The sequence below is a fragment of the Nocardioides ultimimeridianus genome (assembly GCF_054777895.1).
In genome coordinates this window covers 1-17,607 of sequence record NZ_BAAHAB010000003.1, presented here as the reverse complement: position 1 = coordinate 17,607, position 17,607 = coordinate 1, and the positions used below count along the sequence as shown (strand labels likewise).

General features: G+C 71.9%; 20 protein-coding genes. 12 read left to right on the top strand and 8 right to left on the bottom strand.

From position 1 onward, the window contains the following. Positions 1-42 precede the first annotated feature (42 nt). Positions 43-819 carry an SDR family NAD(P)-dependent oxidoreductase gene (locus tag ACYU8V_RS01220; RefSeq protein WP_460844611.1) on the bottom strand — a complete coding sequence of 259 codons (777 nt, stop codon included), beginning with the start codon at positions 817-819 and terminating at the stop codon, positions 43-45. A 49-nt stretch (positions 820-868) separates the two neighbouring features. Between ACYU8V_RS01220 and ACYU8V_RS01215 the strand changes: the two genes are divergently transcribed. Further along, positions 869-1,813: a DUF4349 domain-containing protein gene (locus ACYU8V_RS01215; protein WP_460844610.1), complete on the top strand. Its 945-nt coding sequence runs from the start codon at positions 869-871 to the stop codon at positions 1,811-1,813. Position 1,814: 1 nt separating this feature from the next. On the opposite strand, the gene dapF is transcribed toward ACYU8V_RS01215, so the two are convergent. Together dapF and ACYU8V_RS01205 are read right to left on the bottom strand one after the other, a co-directional pair. Next, a complete protein-coding gene (gene dapF, locus ACYU8V_RS01210; protein ID WP_460844609.1) occupies positions 1,815-2,621 on the bottom strand; it encodes a diaminopimelate epimerase in 807 nt (268 codons plus the stop codon). Beyond that, complete coding sequence (locus ACYU8V_RS01205) at positions 2,618-3,871, bottom strand: PucR family transcriptional regulator (RefSeq protein WP_460844608.1); 1,254 nt, start codon at positions 3,869-3,871, stop codon at positions 2,618-2,620. The genes dapF and ACYU8V_RS01205 overlap by 4 nt, the downstream gene beginning before the upstream one ends. A gap of 161 nt (positions 3,872-4,032) precedes the next feature. On the opposite strand from ACYU8V_RS01205, the gene ACYU8V_RS01200 reads away from it, so the two are divergent. From ACYU8V_RS01200 to ACYU8V_RS01180, 5 genes are all read left to right on the top strand, one after another. Then, complete coding sequence (locus ACYU8V_RS01200; protein ID WP_460844607.1) at positions 4,033-5,490, top strand: class I adenylate-forming enzyme family protein; 1,458 nt, start codon at positions 4,033-4,035, stop codon at positions 5,488-5,490. A 1-nt stretch (position 5,491) separates the two neighbouring features. Further along, positions 5,492-7,330: a DUF3556 domain-containing protein gene (locus ACYU8V_RS01195; protein WP_460844606.1), complete on the top strand. Its 1,839-nt coding sequence runs from the start codon at positions 5,492-5,494 to the stop codon at positions 7,328-7,330. Then, positions 7,327-8,736: a phytoene desaturase family protein gene (locus ACYU8V_RS01190; protein WP_460844605.1), complete on the top strand. Its 1,410-nt coding sequence runs from the start codon at positions 7,327-7,329 to the stop codon at positions 8,734-8,736. The genes ACYU8V_RS01195 and ACYU8V_RS01190 overlap by 4 nt, the downstream gene beginning before the upstream one ends. Positions 8,737-8,813: 77 nt before the next feature. Then, the gene (locus tag ACYU8V_RS01185; protein WP_460844604.1) at positions 8,814-9,608 is read left to right on the top strand and encodes an SDR family NAD(P)-dependent oxidoreductase; all 795 of its coding nucleotides are present in this window, start codon (positions 8,814-8,816) and stop codon (positions 9,606-9,608) included. 26 nt (positions 9,609-9,634) lie between these two features. Next, entirely contained in the window at positions 9,635-10,405 is a 771-nt protein-coding gene (locus ACYU8V_RS01180) for an SDR family NAD(P)-dependent oxidoreductase (RefSeq protein ID WP_460844603.1), read from the top strand. A gap of 15 nt (positions 10,406-10,420) precedes the next feature. Here ACYU8V_RS01180 and miaA read toward each other — a convergent pair whose 3' ends face one another. Then, positions 10,421-11,335 carry a tRNA (adenosine(37)-N6)-dimethylallyltransferase MiaA gene (gene miaA, locus ACYU8V_RS01175; RefSeq protein WP_460844602.1) on the bottom strand — a complete coding sequence of 305 codons (915 nt, stop codon included), beginning with the start codon at positions 11,333-11,335 and terminating at the stop codon, positions 10,421-10,423. A 110-nt stretch (positions 11,336-11,445) separates the two neighbouring features. Between miaA and ACYU8V_RS01170 the strand changes: the two genes are divergently transcribed. Together ACYU8V_RS01170 and ACYU8V_RS01165 are read left to right on the top strand one after the other, a co-directional pair. After that, positions 11,446-11,619, top strand: coding sequence for an antitoxin (locus ACYU8V_RS01170; RefSeq protein ID WP_460844601.1), 174 nt, complete (start codon positions 11,446-11,448; stop codon positions 11,617-11,619). Between the two features lie 32 nt (positions 11,620-11,651). Beyond that, positions 11,652-12,128: an NUDIX domain-containing protein gene (locus ACYU8V_RS01165; protein ID WP_460844600.1), complete on the top strand. Its 477-nt coding sequence runs from the start codon at positions 11,652-11,654 to the stop codon at positions 12,126-12,128. Positions 12,129-12,203: 75 nt separating this feature from the next. Here the strand turns inward: ACYU8V_RS01165 and miaB are convergent, their stop codons facing one another. Beyond that, a complete protein-coding gene (miaB, locus tag ACYU8V_RS01160; RefSeq protein ID WP_460844599.1) occupies positions 12,204-13,715 on the bottom strand; it encodes a tRNA (N6-isopentenyl adenosine(37)-C2)-methylthiotransferase MiaB in 1,512 nt (503 codons plus the stop codon). Positions 13,716-13,738: 23 nt separating this feature from the next. Here miaB and ACYU8V_RS01155 point away from each other — a divergent pair, with 23 nt between their 5' ends. The 3 genes from ACYU8V_RS01155 (at position 13,739) to ACYU8V_RS01145 (ending at position 15,041) form a co-directional block, all read left to right on the top strand. Then, entirely contained in the window at positions 13,739-14,041 is a 303-nt protein-coding gene (locus ACYU8V_RS01155; RefSeq protein ID WP_460844598.1) for a hypothetical protein, read from the top strand. 107 nt (positions 14,042-14,148) lie between these two features. Then, on the top strand, positions 14,149-14,607 hold the full coding sequence (locus tag ACYU8V_RS01150) for a hypothetical protein (protein WP_460844597.1): 459 nt from the start codon (positions 14,149-14,151) through the stop codon (positions 14,605-14,607). A 152-nt stretch (positions 14,608-14,759) separates the two neighbouring features. Continuing rightward, positions 14,760-15,041, top strand: a complete 282-nt coding sequence (locus ACYU8V_RS01145; RefSeq protein WP_460844596.1) for a hypothetical protein — start codon at positions 14,760-14,762, stop codon at positions 15,039-15,041. Between the two features lie 8 nt (positions 15,042-15,049). Here the strand turns inward: ACYU8V_RS01145 and ACYU8V_RS01140 are convergent, their stop codons facing one another. From ACYU8V_RS01140 to ACYU8V_RS01130, 3 genes are read right to left on the bottom strand one after another with little or no spacing between them, the layout of a single operon-like run. Then, positions 15,050-15,526, bottom strand: coding sequence for a hotdog fold domain-containing protein (locus ACYU8V_RS01140; protein WP_460844595.1), 477 nt, complete (start codon positions 15,524-15,526; stop codon positions 15,050-15,052). A gap of 10 nt (positions 15,527-15,536) precedes the next feature. Then, positions 15,537-16,910, bottom strand: a complete 1,374-nt coding sequence (gene mptB, locus ACYU8V_RS01135; protein WP_460844594.1) for a polyprenol phosphomannose-dependent alpha 1,6 mannosyltransferase MptB — start codon at positions 16,908-16,910, stop codon at positions 15,537-15,539. A 39-nt stretch (positions 16,911-16,949) separates the two neighbouring features. Further along, positions 16,950-17,285, bottom strand: a complete 336-nt coding sequence (locus tag ACYU8V_RS01130; RefSeq protein WP_460844593.1) for a hypothetical protein — start codon at positions 17,283-17,285, stop codon at positions 16,950-16,952. Positions 17,286-17,307: 22 nt separating this feature from the next. On the opposite strand from ACYU8V_RS01130, the gene ACYU8V_RS01125 reads away from it, so the two are divergent. Next, positions 17,308-17,607: hypothetical protein (locus ACYU8V_RS01125; RefSeq protein ID WP_460844592.1), on the top strand; the 300-nt coding region annotated here is incomplete at its 3' end.

The following is a 17,607-nucleotide window of genomic DNA, read 5'->3' as shown; positions in this document are numbered from 1 at the left end:
GACGAGCCGCTAGGCGAGGAGGCGTATCGAAACCAGCGAAGGTCACTTCGGGGGCATCCGGATGCCGCCGTCGACCCGGATGACCTCGCCGTTCATGTAGGAGTTGGTGAGGCACTCGACCACCATGCTGGCCAGCTCGGCGCCCGTGCCGAGGCGCTTGGGGAAGAGCACGTTCTGGCCGAGGTTGGCCTTGAACGCCTCGGCGGCCTCGCCCTCGCCGTAGATCGGGGTGTCGATGAGGCCGGGGGCGACGGTGTTGAGCCGGATGCCGGCCGCGGACAGGTCGCGGGCGACCGGGAGGGTCATGCCGACGACACCGCCCTTGGACGCGGAGTAGGAGGCCTGGCCGATCTGGCCGTCGAACGCCGCCACGCTGGCGAGGTTGACGATGGCGCCGCGGCAGCCGTCCTCGTCGGGCTCGTTCTGGCTCATCGCGGTCGCGGCCTGACGGACCATGTCGAAGGTGCCGATCAGGTTGATCGCGATCACCTTGGTGAAGGCCTCGAGGGAGTGGGCCGACTCGAGCTGGCCGTCGCGGCCGATGGTGCGCTGGGCCCAGCCGATGCCGGCCGAGTTGACGACCGCGCGCAGCGGCGCGATCTCGGCGGCGGCCTTGACCGCGGCACCGATCTGCTCGGTGTTGGTGACGTCGACCTGGGCGAAGACGCCGTTGATCTCGGCAGCGAGGGCTTCGCCCTTGTCGGCCTGGAGGTCGGCCACCACGACGGTGGCTCCCTTGGCGGCGAGCGCGCGGGCGGCGGCCGCGCCGATGCCCGAGGCGCCGCCGGTGACGATGGCAGAGGATCCGGTGAGTTCCATGCAGCGGACTCTAGGGGAACCTGTTGCTCCCCTGGTGCGTCCCTCCCCCATGAACAGGTCGAGGATCACCAAGGGAGCGGCGGCTGCCGTGGGACTGCTGGCGCTGGGCGCGTGCGGGGCCCACGCGACCCAGGCGTCGGACACGGGCGGGGCCGGCCATGGCGCGGTCGCCGCTCCGGTACCGCAGCAGCAGGTGCGCGGAGCGGCGGACGGAGTGGGATACAACGCCGCGCTGACGGACTCGCTCGACGCGTCCGTGAGCCGGGTCGGGGCCAAGGCACCCGAGCCCGAGCTGGGCAGGAGGGAGCTCATCTACACCGGCCAGGTGGCGCTGCGCAGCAGCGACGTGGCGGGGGCCGCGTCCGGCGTACGCAGCGCCGCGACGAGGTACGGCGGGCGCATCGACGACGAGCAGACCGAGGCGGCATCGGGCAAGGTCAGCCAGGAGACGCTGACCGTCCGGGTGCCGAGCGGCCGGTTCATGGCCGCCTTCGACGCCATCAAGCAGCTCGGCACGCTGACCTCCGCGAGCAGCTCGGCGCAGGACGTCACGACGCAGGTCATCGACGTGGGCGTGCGGGTCCGGGCCCAGAGGGCCAGCCTGCAGCGCATCGAGCAGCTGATGAGCCGGGCGACCACCCTCGGGCAGGTGATCGCCTTGGAGAGCCAGCTGACCCGGCGCCAGGCCTCGCTCGACGCGCTGGAGCAGAAGCAGGCCTACCTCAAGGACCAGACCACGATGTCGACCATCACGGTGAGCGTGGACCGGACGCGTACGCCGGCGGCGACCACCACCGCGCCGGCCAAGCACCGCACGGGATTCGTCGGCGGGCTGCACCGCGGCTGGCACGCCCTCGTGGTCTCCTCGACCGCGGTCGCGGCAGGCATCGGCGCGGTGCTGCCGTTCGGCGTACCGCTGCTGGTGCTGGGGCTCCCGGCCTGGCTCGCGCTGCGGCGCCGGCGGCGGGCTCCCGCCCCGACCCCGGCTCCCTAGCTCAGAGCTCGGTGGTCCCTCGCGCGACGAGGACGGCCGGGCCGGTCATCTCGATCCGGTCGTCGGCGGTCCAGGTGATGGTGAGGGTGCCGCCGGGGAGGTCGACGCGGTAGGGGGTGTCGCGGCGGCCGCCCGGCTCGTCCCGCAGCGCGGCCGCGACCATCACCGCGCAGGCGCCGGTGCCGCAGGACCGGGTCTCCCCCGAGCCGCGCTCGTGGACGCGCATCGCGACGTGGCCGGGGCCTCGGCGTACGACGAACTCGATGTTGACGCCGTGCGGGTAGACCGCGGCGTCGTACTCGGGCTCGGTGAGCAGGTCGCCGGCTTCCTTGAGCGCGTCGACGAACGTGACGGCGTGCGGGTTTCCCATGTCGACGTGCAGCGCCGGCCGGCTCCGCCCGGCCACCGCGATCGCGGTCTCCTCGAGGACCTTGGGCGCTCCCATGTCGACGGTGATCTGGTCGCCGGCGAAGGTGAGCACCTTGATGCCGTCACGGGTGGCGACGGGCAGCGGGCGGGAGCCGTCGGCCAGGCCCGCCTCGACGAGGTAGCGCCCGAAGACGCGTACGCCGTTGCCGCACATCTCCGCGATCGAGCCGTCGGCGTTGCGGTAGTCCATGAACCACTCGGCGGCCGGGTCCTCCGATCGGATCACCCGGAGCACCCCGTCCCCGCCGATCCCGCCGCGGCGGTCGCACAGCGCGCGGACCCGCTCCGCGGCGAGGTCGCCGTGGACGGTGCCGTCGGGGTCCGGCAGCAGCACGAAGTCGTTGTGCGTGCCGTGGCCCTTGAGGAAGGGATAGCTCACGTCCCCAGGATAGGCAGGACCGCCGCCCCCAGCCATTTGCACGCGATCAGCCCGAGCTCCAGGTCCAGCCGGTCCTCCGACAGCGGCCGGCCGCGGGCCTCCAGCGCCTTCTCGACGCGGTAGCGCACGGTGTTCTTGTGCAGGTGCAGCCGCGCGGCCGTGGTCAGGTAGCTCTCCCGCTCCTCCAGGAAGGCCAGCAGCGTCTCGCGGGCCCGCTCGGCGGGCTCGGAGTCCTCGGCCAGCTCGCCTAGCGCGGCCTGGACCATGCGCCGCGTGGCGGGCAGGTCGCGGGCGAGCAGCGCGGCCGCGCGGACGGTCGGGTCGGCGTAGGAGTGCGGGGTGGCGCGGTGGCCGCCGAGCTGGGCGACGGTCTGCGCGGCCAGGGCGCCCTCGTGGGTGGAGCGGAAGCCCTCCTCCCCCGCGGCAGGTACGCCGAGGGCGAGATGCACCGGCGCCGCGCACTCGGCCACGGCGGCATCGACGGCGGCCGGGTCGACCTTCGCCGAGCGGCCGAGCGGGATCCAGGCCCACGCGGTCTCCCGGTCGCGCGGGACGAACAGCGGCTGACCCGCGCCCACCAGGTGCCGCGCGAGCCCGGTGGCGAGCTGCTCGGCATCGGCCAGGCCGGCGTCCCCGGTCGCGCGATCGGTCCACAGGACCAGCCCCAGGTGGTGCTGGCGCAGCCGGTAGCCCAGGCCGGCCTCGGCGACGGCCAGGTCGACCCGCTCCCCGGCCAGCACCGCCTCGACCGTCTCGCGCTGCACGGCGGACCGGTTGGCGAGCCATCGCTCCCGCTCCTCCTGGTAGGCCGCGACCACGCCCTCGGACACGGCGTCGATGTAGTCGAAGGAGATGCCGGTGAGCACCTGCACGGTGCGGTAGGCCAGGTCGGGGTCGGTCACGCGCTGCGAGATCTCCTCACCGGCCCACGCGAGCACCATCTGCTGGCCGAGCCGGTAGGCGCGCAGGAGCGCGCTCGCCGGCGTACCGCGCTGGGCGAGGCGCCGGGCGTACTCGACGGCGGCGGACGGCGCGGTGATCTCGGAGATCGGCACGTGCCCACGCAGCAGGTGCGCGAGCGTCTCCAGGTTCGAGCTCGAGCTGCCCTCGAGCAGGTTCATCAGGGCGGGGTCGCGCGGCAGCTCGGCGATCCGCTGCTCGAAGGCGTCGACCATGGCCCGGGTGAGGGGTCCGCTCCGCTCCGCGATCAGCACGGCGATCCCGTGCAGCTCCTCCTCCGGGCTCGACATCCGCGACCTCCTGCTGCTGGTTGGCATACGGGCCCAAGGTGGTGGACCAGGTGACCCCAGCCTGACACGAAATGCGGGACCGCTCTTGTATCCAGGATCCAAGACCTGGGGCCGCGGCCGGTCCTACTGTCGGAGCACCGACCCGAACCGCAGGAGCCACCATGACCCTCACCCACCTCCCCTGGAGCCGGCCGGCGGCGTACGACGACCGCCCCTGTGTCCGCGACGGGCGCACCGAGCTCAGCTATCGCGAGTTCGGCGACCGGGTCGATGCCGTGGCCGAGCAGCTCGCCGCCCGCGGCGTGAGCGCCGGCTCGGTGGTGGCGGTCAAGCTGCCGAACCGGGTCGAGCTGCTGGTGGCGATCGCGGCCGCCTGGCGACTGGGCGCCGCCGCGACCCCGGTGAACCCGACCTTCACCGTCCATGAGGCCGACCATCAGATCATCGACGCGGGGGCCGTCGTGGTGATCACCACCGACGCGGGCGCCCAGCACGGCTCCGCCACCACCCTCGCCGTCGATGACCTGGCCACCCGCCCGAGCGGCACGCTGCCGCCGGCCACGAACTCCCCCGGCGACCTCGCGCTGCTCGTCTACACCAGCGGCTCGACGGGCCGTCCCAAGGGCGTGATGCTCGACCACGCCAACCTCGCCGCGATGATCGCCAGCATGGGCGAGGCGATCGCCGTGACCGCCGAGGACCACTGCCTGCTGGTCCTGCCGCTGTTCCACGTCAACGCGATCTGCGTCAGCTGGCTGACCCCGATGTCGGTCGGCGCGCAGCTCTCGGTGCTGGAGCGCTTCCACCCGGTGGAGTTCGTGTCCTCGATCGCGGAGCTGCGACCGACGTACTTCTCCGCGGTGCCGACCATCTACAGCCACCTCGTGGCGCTGCCCGACGAGGTCAGCGCGGACACCAGCTCGGTGCGCTTCGCGATCTGCGGCGCCGCCCCGGCCCCGCCGGAGCTGTTCGCGGCCGTCGAGCGCCGCTTCGGCTTCCCGCTGGTCGAGGGCTACGGGCTGTCCGAGGGCACCTGCGCCTCGACCTGCAACCCGGTCGACGGCGTGCGCAAGCCCGGCACCGTGGGGATCGCGCTGCCCGGACAGACCGTGGCCACGATGGCACCGGACGGCACGCTGGTCCCTGCCGGCGAGCGCGGAGAGGTCGTGATCCGGGGCGGCAACGTGATGCGCGGCTACCTGAACCGCCCCGAGGCGACCGCGGAGGCGCTGGGCGACGGCTGGCTGCACACCGGCGACGTCGGCGTCCTCGACGAGGACGGCTACCTGCGGATCGTGGACCGGATCAAGGACATGATCATCCGGGGCGGGGAGAACATCTACCCAAAGGAGATCGAGAACGTCCTGTACGACGACCCGGCGGTCCTCGAGGCCGCCGTCGTCGGCGGCCCGGACCCGCTGTACGGCGAGGTGGTGGTCGCGTTCGTGTCATCGGTCCCCGGCGGAGCGGTCGACGTGGAGGCGCTCACGGACCGGTGCCGCAAGGAATTGACCAAGATCAAGGTTCCGGTGGCGATCCACGTGCTGGAGGCTCTGCCCAAGAACCCCGTCGGCAAGATCGACAAGCCCGCGCTGCGTGGGCGTCTGGCAGGAGAGTGACATGGGATTCATCAAGCCGGCCCCCGAGCCGATGGCGGCCGCCGACCTCCTCGCCCTGCCGGTGCAGGAGCGGATCCGGGTGATGACCACCAGCTGGGTCACGCAGGGCTTCAACACCCCGCGGATGCTGCACGTGGTGTACATCCTGAAGATGCTCGGCCTGTACTTCGCGGTCGGGCTGTGGATCACCTCGATGACCACCGCCGGGGTCTCGTTCGGCCACCCGAGCACCTGGTTCGACCACGTGGTCGTCTATCAGAAGCTCGCGGTCTGGCTGATGCTGCTGGAGGTGATCGGGCTGGGTGGTGCGTTCGGCCCGCTGTGCGGCCACTTCGTGCCGATGCTCGGCAACATCCGCTACTGGATCCGCCCCGGCACGATCCGGATGGCGCCGTGGGGACGGCACGTGCCGGGCACCGGCGGCGACGAGCGGACCGTCTTCGACGTGGTGCTCTACCTCGCGGTGCTCGCCAGTCTGGTCTACCCGCTGGTGATCCACGCCTCGCCGGTGACGGCCCCGCTGCTCGGCGGCGTGGCGCCGCAGGAGCTGGTGCCGCCGTACGCCTTCCTCCCGATCCTGGTGACCATGCCCCTGATGGGCCTGCGGGACAAGGTGATCTTCCTCGCCGGCCGCTCCGAGCAGTACCTGCCGATCATGCTGTTCTCCGCGACCTTCGGCGCCCTGGCGCTGCGCGACTCGGCGACCGGTGCGGCGTTCGTCGACCTGGTCGTCGTCTTCAAGATCATCATCGTCGTGGTCTGGGTCGGGGCCGGTGTCTCCAAGCTCGGCGAGCACTTCGTCAACGTCGTGCCGCCGATGGTCTCGAACGCCCCCGGCCAGCCGACCTTCCTGAAGAGGCTCCACTATCGCAGCGCCCCCGACGACCTGCGGCCCAGCCGCCTGGCGTGGTTCATGGCGCACGTGGGCGGCACGACCGTCGAGGTGATCATCCCGCTGGTGCTGCTGTTCACGACCAGCAACACGATCGCCGCGCTCGGCGCGGTCGCCCTGCTGATCTTCCACATCTTCATCACCTCGACCTTCCCGCTCGCCGTGCCGCTGGAGTGGAACGTCTACTTCGGCTACATCGCGATCGTGCTGTGGGGCGGCTTCGGTGCGGGGTTCGACGCATCGACGTACAACATCTGGAACTTCTCGCACCCGCTGCTGCTGGTGCCGGTGTTCGCGCTGCTGCTGTTCGGCCCGGTCCTGGGCAATCTGCGCCCCGACCTGGTGTCCTTCCTCCCCTCGATGCGGCAGTACGCCGGGAACTGGGCCTCGGCCGTGTGGGCGATGAAGCCGGGGATCGAGGAGCGGCTCAACGAGCTGCCGCTGGTCGAGAACCAGATCGACCAGCTGCAGCGGATGGTGCCGATGCCCTACCCGGCCGCCGACGCCGAGCTGACCGTGCAGAAGGCGGTTGCGTGGCGCTCGATGCACAGCCAGGGCCGCGGCCTGCTGTCGGTGCTGCTGGCCCGGCTCGACGACATCGAGACCCGCTCGCTGCGTGAGGGCGAGTTCGTCTGCAACACCGTGGTCGGGTGGAACTTCGGCGACGGGCACCTGCACGACGAGCGCCTCGTGGCGGCCATCCAGCGCCGGCTCGGGCTCGAGCCCGGGGACCTCGTCGTGGCCTACTGCGAGTCGCAGGCCACCCCGTGGCGCACCTCGCGGCCCCAGCACTACCGGATCATCGACGCCGCGCTCGGTGTCGTCGAGCGCGGCACCTGGGACGTGCGCGACTGCGTCAAGGAGCAGCCGTGGCTGCCGAACGGCCCGATCCCCCTGCAGGTGCTGTGGACGGCATCGGGTGAGCACCGGAAGGATGCTGTGTCGTGACCACTGCCGTCGTCGTCGGAAGCGGACCGAACGGGCTCGCCGCGGCCATCCGCCTCGCCCAGGCCGGCGTCTCGGTCACCGTCCTGGAGGCCGCGGAACGGGCCGGAGGCGGGACCCGGACCACCGAGGCCACGCTGCCCGGGCTGCTCCACGACGACTGTGCCGCCTTCCACCCCACCGGCGTCGCGTCGCCCTTCTTCGCCTCGCTCGGGCTCGAGCGGCACGGCCTGCGCTGGCTGTGGCCGGAGGTCGACCTCGCACACCCGCTCGACGACGGGCGGGCCGGCCTCGCGACCCGATCGCTGGTGGATTCCGCGCGATCGCTCGGGGTCGACGAGAAGCGCTGGCTGCGGCTGTTCGGGCCGGCGGTGCGCAACTTCCCCGAGCTGATCGAGGAGGTGTTCCAGCCGGTGCTGCACGTCCCGCGGCACCCCGTCACCCTCGGTAGGTTCGGGGTGAAGGCGCTGCTGCCGGCGCCGGTGCTGGCGCGGGGGTTCAAGGACGACCCGGCGGCCGCGCTGTTCACCGGCGTGTGCGCGCACAAGTTCGGGTCGCTCACCGGGCCGCTGTCGTCGTCGGTCGGGCTGATGCTCACCGCCGCAGCGCACGCGGTCGGGTGGCCCGTCGCCGAGGGCGGCAGCGAGGCCATCACCCGCGCGTTGCTGGCCGAGCTGGCGACGTACGGCGGGAAGGTGTCGACGGGGGTCCGCGTGGCGTCGCTCGACGAGCTGGACGGGGCCGACATCGTCATGCTCGACACCGCTCCCGCCGGGGTGCTGTCGATCGTGGGGTCGCGGCTTCCGGCAGGTGTACGCCGGGCGCTCGGGCGCTACCGGTACGGGCCGGCGGCGTACAAGGTCGACTTCGCCATCGAGGGCGACGTGCCGTGGACCAACCCCGACTGCCGTCGCGCCGGGACGCTGCACCTGGGCGGGACGGCCAAGGAGATGGTGGCCGTGGAGGCCGCCACGTCGCGCGGGGAGATGCCGGAGCGGCCGTTCGTGCTGTTCGGGCAGCAGTACGTCGCGGACCCGTCCCGCTCGCGCGACGGGGTCAACCCGATCTACGCCTACGCCCACGTGCCGCACGGCTACACCGGGGACGCGACGGGCGCGATCGTCGCCCAGATCGAGCGCTTCGCACCAGGGTTCCGCGACCGGATCGTCGCGACAGCGGTGCGTGGCCCGGCCGCGATGGAGGCCTACAACGCCAACTACGTGGGCGGCGACATCGGCGCCGGGGCGAACAACGCGATGCAGATCGCGTTCCGGCCGCGGCCCGCGATCAACCCGTATGCGCTCGGGGTGCCGGGGATCTACCTCTGCTCGGCCGCCACTCCTCCGGGTGCGGGGGTGCACGGGATGGGCGGGTTCCACGCCGCGGAGACGGCGCTCAAGCGCCTCTGATCCGGGGGCCAACCTCCGCGCCGGAGTTCGGATCCGCGCCACAAGAGGTCACGACCGGATCCACCTACGTTGAGGTCATGACCCAGACAACGGCAGTCGTCACCGGTGCCGGTCGCGGCATCGGCCTCGCCCTCGCCCACCGGCTCGCGGCGGCCGGCCACCGTGTCGTGCTGACCGATCTCGACGAGCAGGTCGTGACGGCCGCCGCGGCGGAGGTCGGCCGCGGCGCGATCGGACTCGTGCAGGACGTGCGCGACGCCTCCTCCCACCGCGCGGTCGCCGCCGAGGCCGAGAAGCTCGGCGTCGTGTCGACATGGGTCAACAACGCGGGCATCCTGTTCGCCGGCAACCCGTGGGAGCACACCGACGACCATGTCGACACGATCCTGCAGGTCAACGTCCGGGGCGTGATGGCCGGATGCGCCGCAGCGGTCACCGTGATGGGACCGGTCGGAGGCGGCATCCTCAACATCGCGTCGATCTCCGCCCTCACGCCGGTCCCCGGTCTCGCCCTGTACGCCGCCACCAAGGCCTGCGTGCTCTCCTACACGACCTCGCTGCAGGGCGATCTCCGCCATGCGGGCCTCCCGATCCGGGTCCGGGCACTGTGTCCGGACGTGGTCGGGACGCAGATGGTGAGGGAGCGGGCGAAGGACCCCGGGGCGGCCATGCTGTTCTCCGGTCCCCGGCCGCTCGCGCCCGACGACGTCGCCCGCGCCGGCCTCGCACTCCTCGACAGCCGCCAGGTCTTCCGCGTCGTACCGCGCTGGCGCGGTGCCCTGGTCCGCGGCATCGATGCGGCACCGGCCGTCGGCCTCCCTCTGCTCGGCGTGATGCGCCGCCTCGGCGACCGCCGCCAAGCCCACAGCTGAACCCTCCTCCACCGAAAGGCACCACCATGACCCACCGCTTCGACGACCGGATCGCCATCGTCACCGGCGCCGCCGGCGGCATCGGCCTCGCCATCGCCCGCACCCTCGCCGAGGGCGGCGCCACCGTGGTCGTCGCCGACCTCGACGAGGCGGCCGCCAAGGCCGCCGCTGACACCCTGCCCCGCGCCACGGCCGTCGCCTGCGACGTCCGTGACGAGGACCAGGTCGAGGCGCTCGTCGCGACCACGGTCGCCACCCATGGCGGGCTGCACATCATGGTGCCGAACGCCGGGGTCGCGGGCGTCGGACCGCTCGTCACGATGGACCTCGCCGAGTGGCGCCGGGTCACCTCGGTGAACCTCGACGGGGTCTTCCTCTCGATCCGGTACGCCGCGCCCGCGATCATCGCCAGCGGCGGGGGCAGCATCGTGGCCGTCGCCTCGGTGACCGCGACCGCCGGCACCCCGCTGGTCGGCCCCTATGCGGCCGCCAAGGCCGGTGTCGTCAACCTCGCGAAGACCGCCGCCACCGAGCTGCGCGACCACGGCGTACGGGTGAACGCCGTTCTCCCGGGGTTCGTCGAGACGCCTCTCGTCACCGGTCAGGTCGAGGCGTTCGAGTCCGCCCTCGGTCTCCCGTCCGGCGGCTTCGCGGGCCTCATCGCCCAGAAGCAGGGCCGGTTCGGAACGATCCAGGAGGTCGCGAACGCCGTCGCCTTCCTCGCCAGCGACGAGGCCAGCTTCTGCAACGGCAGCGGACTGGTGCTCGACGGCGGCCTGGACGCCGGCCTCTTCTGAGGACGCTCGCGACGGTCAGGTACGGCCGATGACCGCTTCGGCCTTCGCGACCCGGTCGGGGTCGTCGTACTCCACCCAGGTGATGCGGGGGTCGTTGCGCCACCAGGCGAGCTGGCGCCGGGCGAACTTGCGGGTGGCCGCGGCCGTGCGCTCCTGGGCCTCGTCCCGGGTGAGCTCGCCGTTCAGGTGGGCGATGACCTGGCGGTAGCCGATGGCCATGCTCGCGGTTCTGCCCTCGGCGAGCCCTTGGCTGAGGAGGCGCTCGACCTCGGCGACCAGGCCGTCGTCGAACATCTTCTGGACGCGGGCGTCGATGCGCCGGGCGAGGGTCTCTCGGTCGATGTGCACGCCGATCTGGACGGTGTGCGGATCGGCGTACTCCTGGACGGGGAGGCGGGCGCTGAACGGCTTGCCGGTGAGCTCGATGACCTCGAGGGCCCGGACGATGCGGCGGCCGTTCTCCGGCTCGATGCGGTCGGCGGAGACCGGGTCGAGGGTGCGCAGCCGGGCGAACAGCGGCGCCGGGCCGCCCTGCTCGAGCTCGAGCTCGAGGCGCGTGCGGACCTCCGGGTCGGTGCCGGGGAAGTCGAAGCGGTCGAGGATCGCGCGGGTGTAGAGCGCGGATCCGCCGACCAGGATCGGCGTGGTGTCGCGGGCCCGGAGATCGGCGATGAGGGCGCGAGCCCAGCCCTGGAACTCGGCGACGCTGGCGGGCTGGTCGACGGTCAGGGTGTCCAGCAGGTGATGGGGTACGCCGTCGCGCTCGGCCTCGGTCGGCTTCGCCGTACCGATGTCCATGCCGCGGTAGAGCGCCATCGCGTCGGTGTTGATGATCTCGGCGCCGAGGCGGTGGGCCAGGTCGACCGAGAGCCGCGTCTTGCCGCTCGCGGTGGGGCCCACGATGGCGACGACGGGTCGTGGGGCGGCCATGGTGACATCCTCCCAGGAGCGGTCGTGGCCTGTCGGGTGCGGTGCGGTGTGGCTAGGGTGAGGGGGATCGGCCCAACGGGGGTCGGCAGGAATCAGTTGGGGGTTTTCTCGTGGGATTTCTTGACGATGCCAAGGACAAGCTGAGCGAGGCCGCGGGCGAGGGCAAGCTCGACGGCGCGATCGACAAGGCCGCCGACCTGGCCGACGACAAGACCGGCGGCAAGTACGGCGAGCAGATCGACGGCGCCGCTGACAAGGCCAAGGACGCGCTCGGCAACCTCTGAGCTGCCGCGAGAGTCACCAGGACGCCCCGGAGATGGTCACGATCGACCCCGTCTCCGGGGTGTCCCGTTTTGCGATCGTGCCGGCGGCGTACGTCTTCTTCGTGCGCTCCGGGGCGTCCGGCGACGAGGTGCTGCTGCAGCTGCGGCAGAACACCGGCTTCATGGACGGCCACTGGGCCGCCGCCGCGGCGGGCCACATCGAGCGCGGCGAGACCGCGGAGGCCGCCGCCCGGCGGGAGGCCTCGGAGGAGCTGGGGGTCACCGACGTCGACCTCCGGTTCGTCACCGCGATGCAGCGCACCGCGCGGGGCCACGACATCGACGAGCGGGTCGACTTCTTCTTCTCCGCGCGGTCCTGGGCCGGCGAGCCGCGCATCGTGGAGCCGGCCAAGTGCGCCGATCTGCGCTGGTGGCCCCTCACGGCCCTGCCGGAGGTGCTGGTGCCGCACGAGCGCTGGGTGCTGGAGCGGCTCGGGGACGTGCCGGCGTTGTCGTCGTTCGGGTTCTGAGTGCCGCGTCGTACCTGACCAACGCGTTGGTTCCTCGGCGGAAACCCAACGCATTCGTCAGGTACGACGGGCAACTCAGCCGCAGGCGGGGGCGTCCGGGAGCGGGGCGGGTACGCCGATGGAGGGCATGCCGAGCCCGACGCCGGCCACCTTCGGACCCTGGCCGGCGCGCGCGGCCCAGGCGTCGCCGGAGCGGGTACGACGGACGGCCAGCACGGCGCCGTCGGCCTCCAGGTAGTGCGGGGCGCCGCGGGTGATCTCGACGGTGACCATGTCGCCGGGACGGACCGGCTCCTCGACCCCGGCCGGCAGCGAGGCGCCGTTGAAGTGGACGAGACGGTTGTCGGGGGCGCGGCCGGACATCCGGCCGGTGCCGGCGTCCTTGCGGCCCTCGCCCTGCGAGACCAGCACCTCGAGGACCCGGCCCTCCTGGGCCTGGTTCTCCTCCCAGGAGATCTGGTTCTGCACCTCAACGAGCCGCCGGTAGCGATCGGCCACCACCTCGGGGGCGATCTGGTCGGGCAGCGTCGCGGCAGGGGTGCCGGGCCGCTTGGAGTACTGGAAGGTGAAGGCGCCCGAGAAGCGGGCCTCGCGCACCACGTGCAGTGTCTCGAGGAAGTCCTCCTCGGTCTCCCCCGGGAAGCCCACGATGATGTCGGTGGTGATGGCGGCGTCCGGGATCGCGGCCCGCACCTTGTCGATGATCCCCAGGAACTTCGACTGGCGGTAGGACCGCCGCATCTCCCGCAGCAGCCGCGACGACCCCGACTGCAGCGGCATGTGCAGCGACGGCATGACGTTGGGGGTCTCGGCCATCGCCGCGATGACGTCGTCGGTGAACTCGGCCGGGTGCGGCGAGGTGAAGCGGACCCGCTCGAGGCCCTCGATCTCCCCGCACGCCCGCAGCAGCTTCGAGAACGCCTGCCGGTCGCCGAACTCCACGCCGTACGCGTTGACGTTCTGCCCGAGCAGGGTCACCTCCGAGACGCCCTCGGCGACCAGCGCGCGCGCCTCGGCGAGGATGTCGCCGGGGCGGCGGTCCTTCTCCTTGCCGCGCAGCGACGGGACGATGCAGAACGTGCAGGTGTTGTTGCAGCCGACCGAGATCGACACCCACGCCGCATAGGCGCTGTCCCGCTTGGTCGGCAGCGTCGACGGGAATACCTCGAGCGACTCGAGGATCTCGACCTGCGCCTCCTCCTGCACCCGCGCGCGCTCCAGCAGCGCCGGCAGCGAGCCGATGTTGTGGGTGCCGAACACGACGTCGACCCAGGGCGCCCGCTTCACGACGGTGTCGCGGTCCTTCTGCGCCATGCAGCCGCCGACGGCGATCTGCATGCCGGCGTGGCTCGCCTTGACGGGCGCCAGGTGGCCGAGGTTGCCGTAGAGCTTGTTGTCCGCGTTCTCGCGCACCGCGCAGGTGTTGAACACCACGACATCGGCCTGCTGGCCGTCGGGCGCGGCGACGTACCCGGCGTCCTCCAGCAGCCCCCCGATCCGCTCGGAGTCGTGGACGTTCATCTGACACCCGTAGGTGCGGACCTGGTACGTCCTAGGCGAAACAGGCGCGGAATCGTGGAGGTTCATCAGCATAGAAGGGTACGTGCTCGGTGCCGTCCGGACTCCATCCAGAACCTCAGACCGTCAGGGAACGCCTGCGCTCCATCGCGCTGGAGCGTGGCCTCAGACAGTCGACGTTGCTGTCCCACGACACACTGCTGACCCGCACGCCACTGATTGACCTGCCGATGCCCGTCCTGCTGGAGGCCGTGACCGACGCTCTGTGGACGCTGGACAACGTCAACACGCGCAGGGCCGCCGTCATCGCTTGCCGCTCGGTGCTGGGGTTGCGCATCAAGATTCCTCGGGGCGTGCCGCGCAGGTACGACCTGCCCACGGAGGATGTTTTCTGACTCGCTCTGTCGACGTATTGGCGACATTCGCATTCGGGCACCCGCGAGGCCTCGGCACCTTAGATTCGGACCGGACCGTCGTTCCGAAGAGAGGACATGTCATGCCAATGCATCACATCAAGGTCGGGCCGTCCAAGGCCGCGCTCAATGGTGGCGGAGATTGGCAAGCAGAGGTGACGTGCGCTTGCGGATGGACCACTACCGCGGCGGCCGCCTCTCAACGTGCGGCCACCAACGCCGCTCACCGTCTTGGCACGGACCACGTCTCGGCGCCCGAGCAACCGAGCCAGGCGACCATCCAGCCAGACATGTTCGCAGTTCAAGCCGTGACTCAACCGACGACGCTTGGCCACTCGGGCACTGGTAGTGCGACGTTGGCCATTGGCCTCCTCATCGCCATCGGGTTCGTCGTGTGCGTGGTCGCCGGATTCGTCCTGGGCAGTTCAGACGGGGATGGAGCCACCCTCGTGGGCTCGCTCCTCATGGGATTGGGCGGCTGCTTCTGGTTCGTGGCGCTAACTGCGCTGGGAGTATCGCTTGGCCTGCGGCACCACTCCGATCGTTGAGAAAGGCGCGACTATCGGCGCACCAGCTTGCGCTCGTGCCGTGATCCATCCTTCTCTGAGCCGACTATTGAATCTGTACTTCACAGAGACTGCTGTCGCTGTCGAGTGTTAAGCGACCGGCGGTTCGGCTTGCCGACCGGCCGCGATCTTGCGTGAGGGTTCGACGCAAACCCGACGCCCAAAGGGCCTCCGACCTCCGCGATCCCCCGAACGATGCCACCCCGAAGCAGGCGGACAGCGCCTACCTGGTCGCATTGAAGACACACGACTACGCGACGGTCGAGGTCGTCGACGTCGCCGTGGAGTTCGACATCCGGTGGCGTCTGCTTCACGACGACGGGTCGATACCTGACGGCCGGAACCCGTGGGGCTACCTGTTGATGAGGCGCGGCGCGGACCAGCCGTGGCGCATCTTCAGCGAAGGAACCGGCTGAGCCGAGCCCTACTTCTTGTCGGTCACCCAGAGCCGGATGACGCCCTCGACCACGACCGTGCCGTCCTCGCGCACGCCCTTGACCCGGACCGGCAGCTCGCCGTTGGCGGTGTCCCACTGCTCCTGGTCGGTCTCGGCGATGCAGCGGATGTCGGAGGTCGCCTTGGCGGTGTAGGAGACGTCCATGCCCTTGGGGATCCAGCGCTTCGAGGCCGGGATGGTGGTCTCGGCGAGGGCGCCCATCGCCATCTCCAGGCCGTTGCAGAGCGCGATCGCGTGCACGGTGCCGATGTGGTTCTGCACGCCGCGACGCTTCGGGATGCGCACCTCGGCGTAGTTCGGGCGCAGGTCGACGACGCGGGGGTGGATGGTCGCGAAGTACGGCGCCTTCTGGCTGAACGCGAAGGAGAACACGCGCTTGCCGACGGACTCCCCGATGACCGGGATGCCGGTGGTGGCCTTCCAGAGGCTGTGCAGCTGGCTCATGACGCCAACGTTACTCGTCGGTAACTACGGTCCTCAACCGGGCCTTCGTCACGTAGTACGCCGCCACGGGGGCGCCGAAGACGCCGATCGCCCCGAGCGCGCTGACCCAGCCGATGCGCTGGGCGGGATCGCAGACCGCCGTCAGCCCGAGCGCCGCCACCTCGGCGACGACCGCGGCCGCCCAGGCCCGCGGGAGACGCAGCGCGCATAGGACGGGTACGCACCACAGGAAGTACCAGTAGTGCACCACCGGGCTGAACAGGGTCATCGCCAGCATCGCGAGCGCGCCGCCGACCAGCACCCGCGGGTCCGGGCCGGTGCGCCAGCGCAGCAGGATCACGGTGCCGATCGCCAGGGCGATCCCGGTCGCGAGGTTCGCCGGAGCGGTCGCACCGAACGCCGCGGCCAGCATCGCGACGAGCGAGAGGTGGACCCGCCCCGAGTCCGGGACGCTCAGCGCGGACAGCCACCCGATGCCGAGGCCCCCCGGCACCCCGCAGAGCAGCAGCACCCCGCCCGCGACCACCGCGACCTGCGCGGACCGCACCAGCCGGGCCACGAGGGAGGCGGCGGCGGGCAGCGACATCAGCACCACGCCGACGGCGAACAGCGCCCCCGGGATCTTCACCGCCGCGGCGGCACCGACCAGCGCCGCGGCCACCGCCCAGTGCCGCTCCCCCGCCACGGCGAGCGCGGTCGCCCCGAGCGCGACCACCAGCAGGTCGTTGTGCAGGCCCCCGATGCCGTGCGCGATCGCGAACGGACTGGCGCACGCGAGCGCCACCGCCCCGGCCGGGTCGATCCCCTGCCGGCGCGCGAGTCGCGCCACGGCCCCGGCCAGGGCCAGGAGGGCGAGCAGGGCGAGCAGCCGGTACGCCGCCAGCAGCAGCCACGGGTCCGAGGTGATCCGCGAGAAGAGCGCGCCCCACAACAGCGGCAGCGGCCCGTACGGCGTCGGCGTCGTCAGCCAGGCCGGGCTCACCCCCGACCGGAGCGGGCCGGGCAGGGTCGCCACGGCGACGTGGTACGGGTCGTGGCCGTGGCCGGTCAGGTAGCCGGTCGCGACATAGCTCCAGCCGTCACCGCTGAACACCGGCCCGGCCAGGAACAGCGGGAGGGCCCAGACCAGGGCCGTGACGACGGCGGTGCGGACGCCATCGGGCCGGCCCCGGACGCGGCGTACCAACGCCAGCCAGGCCAGCGTCAGCAGCACCAGGCCGGCAGCCGCGATGCTCATCCCGAGCGCGCGGGCATCGGCGAGGCCGCGCCACCAGGTCAGCACCGACCAGCGCGCGTTCCAGGTCTCCTCGGGCAGCCGGTTGTAGGCGTAGCTGCCGATCACGAGCAGCAGCGACCCCAGCACCCCGAGGGCAGCCGCGCCCACGGGAGGACGCCCGGGAACAGCCTCCGCCACCGCGGTGGATCAGCCGGTGAAGGAGTCGGAGGAGGTGTCGCTGCCGGACTGCAGCGCCACGGTCCCGCTCAACGGCTGGTGGTTGGAGGACCGGGCCAGGTCCAGGGTCAGCGCGGGCGGCGTGGTGCCGGCGTACTGGTAGCGGCAGGTCACACCGCTCACGCGGGCCGTGGTCAGCGGGCCACCCCGGCTGTCGGCGCAGGTCCAGTCGCTCGGGCCGCTGGCCGTCACCGAGGCGGGGTGGTCGAAGGTGAAGGTGACGTCGACCGGTCGCGCCGAGCCGCCGTTGGTGTCGACCTGGGCGATCAGCCGGACGCCGCCGGCCGACTGCAGGACCTGGGTCACCGAGCGCAGGATCGTGCACACGATGTCGGTGCCGCAGGTCGTGGCCGGGGTGGTCGGCGGGGTCGTGGCAGGGACGGTCGTCGGCGAGGTCGGCGCCGAGGTCGGAGCGGACGTGGGCGCCGAGGTGGCGGCCGACGTGGGCGCCGAGGTGGGCGCCGACGTCGGAGCCGAGGTCGGGGCGGAGGTCGGCGGCGCGCTCGTCGGTGCCACCGCGGGGGCCGGCGTGGTCGCCACGACCGAGCGTGCGGCCACGGGCCGCGTCGAGCGGGAGGCCGGCGGTGCGGCGTGGGTCGCGGCGGCACCCGTCGTCGCGGGTGCGGAC

Coding starts and splice junctions, on each gene's coding strand:
- ACYU8V_RS01220 (WP_460844611.1), bottom strand. CDS start 819: ATGGAACTCACCGGATCCTCTGCCATCGTCACCGGCGGCGCCTCGGGC.
- ACYU8V_RS01215 (WP_460844610.1), top strand. CDS start 869: ATGAACAGGTCGAGGATCACCAAGGGAGCGGCGGCTGCCGTGGGACTG.
- ACYU8V_RS01205 (WP_460844608.1), bottom strand. CDS start 3,871: ATGTCGAGCCCGGAGGAGGAGCTGCACGGGATCGCCGTGCTGATCGCG.
- ACYU8V_RS01200 (WP_460844607.1), top strand. CDS start 4,033: ATGACCCTCACCCACCTCCCCTGGAGCCGGCCGGCGGCGTACGACGAC.
- ACYU8V_RS01195 (WP_460844606.1), top strand. CDS start 5,492: ATGGGATTCATCAAGCCGGCCCCCGAGCCGATGGCGGCCGCCGACCTC.
- ACYU8V_RS01185 (WP_460844604.1), top strand. CDS start 8,814: ATGACCCAGACAACGGCAGTCGTCACCGGTGCCGGTCGCGGCATCGGC.
- ACYU8V_RS01180 (WP_460844603.1), top strand. CDS start 9,635: ATGACCCACCGCTTCGACGACCGGATCGCCATCGTCACCGGCGCCGCC.
- miaA (WP_460844602.1), bottom strand. CDS start 11,335: ATGGCCGCCCCACGACCCGTCGTCGCCATCGTGGGCCCCACCGCGAGC.
- ACYU8V_RS01165 (WP_460844600.1), top strand. CDS start 11,652: ATGGTCACGATCGACCCCGTCTCCGGGGTGTCCCGTTTTGCGATCGTG.
- miaB (WP_460844599.1), bottom strand. CDS start 13,715: ATGAACCTCCACGATTCCGCGCCTGTTTCGCCTAGGACGTACCAGGTC.
- ACYU8V_RS01150 (WP_460844597.1), top strand. CDS start 14,149: ATGCATCACATCAAGGTCGGGCCGTCCAAGGCCGCGCTCAATGGTGGC.
- ACYU8V_RS01140 (WP_460844595.1), bottom strand. CDS start 15,526: ATGAGCCAGCTGCACAGCCTCTGGAAGGCCACCACCGGCATCCCGGTC.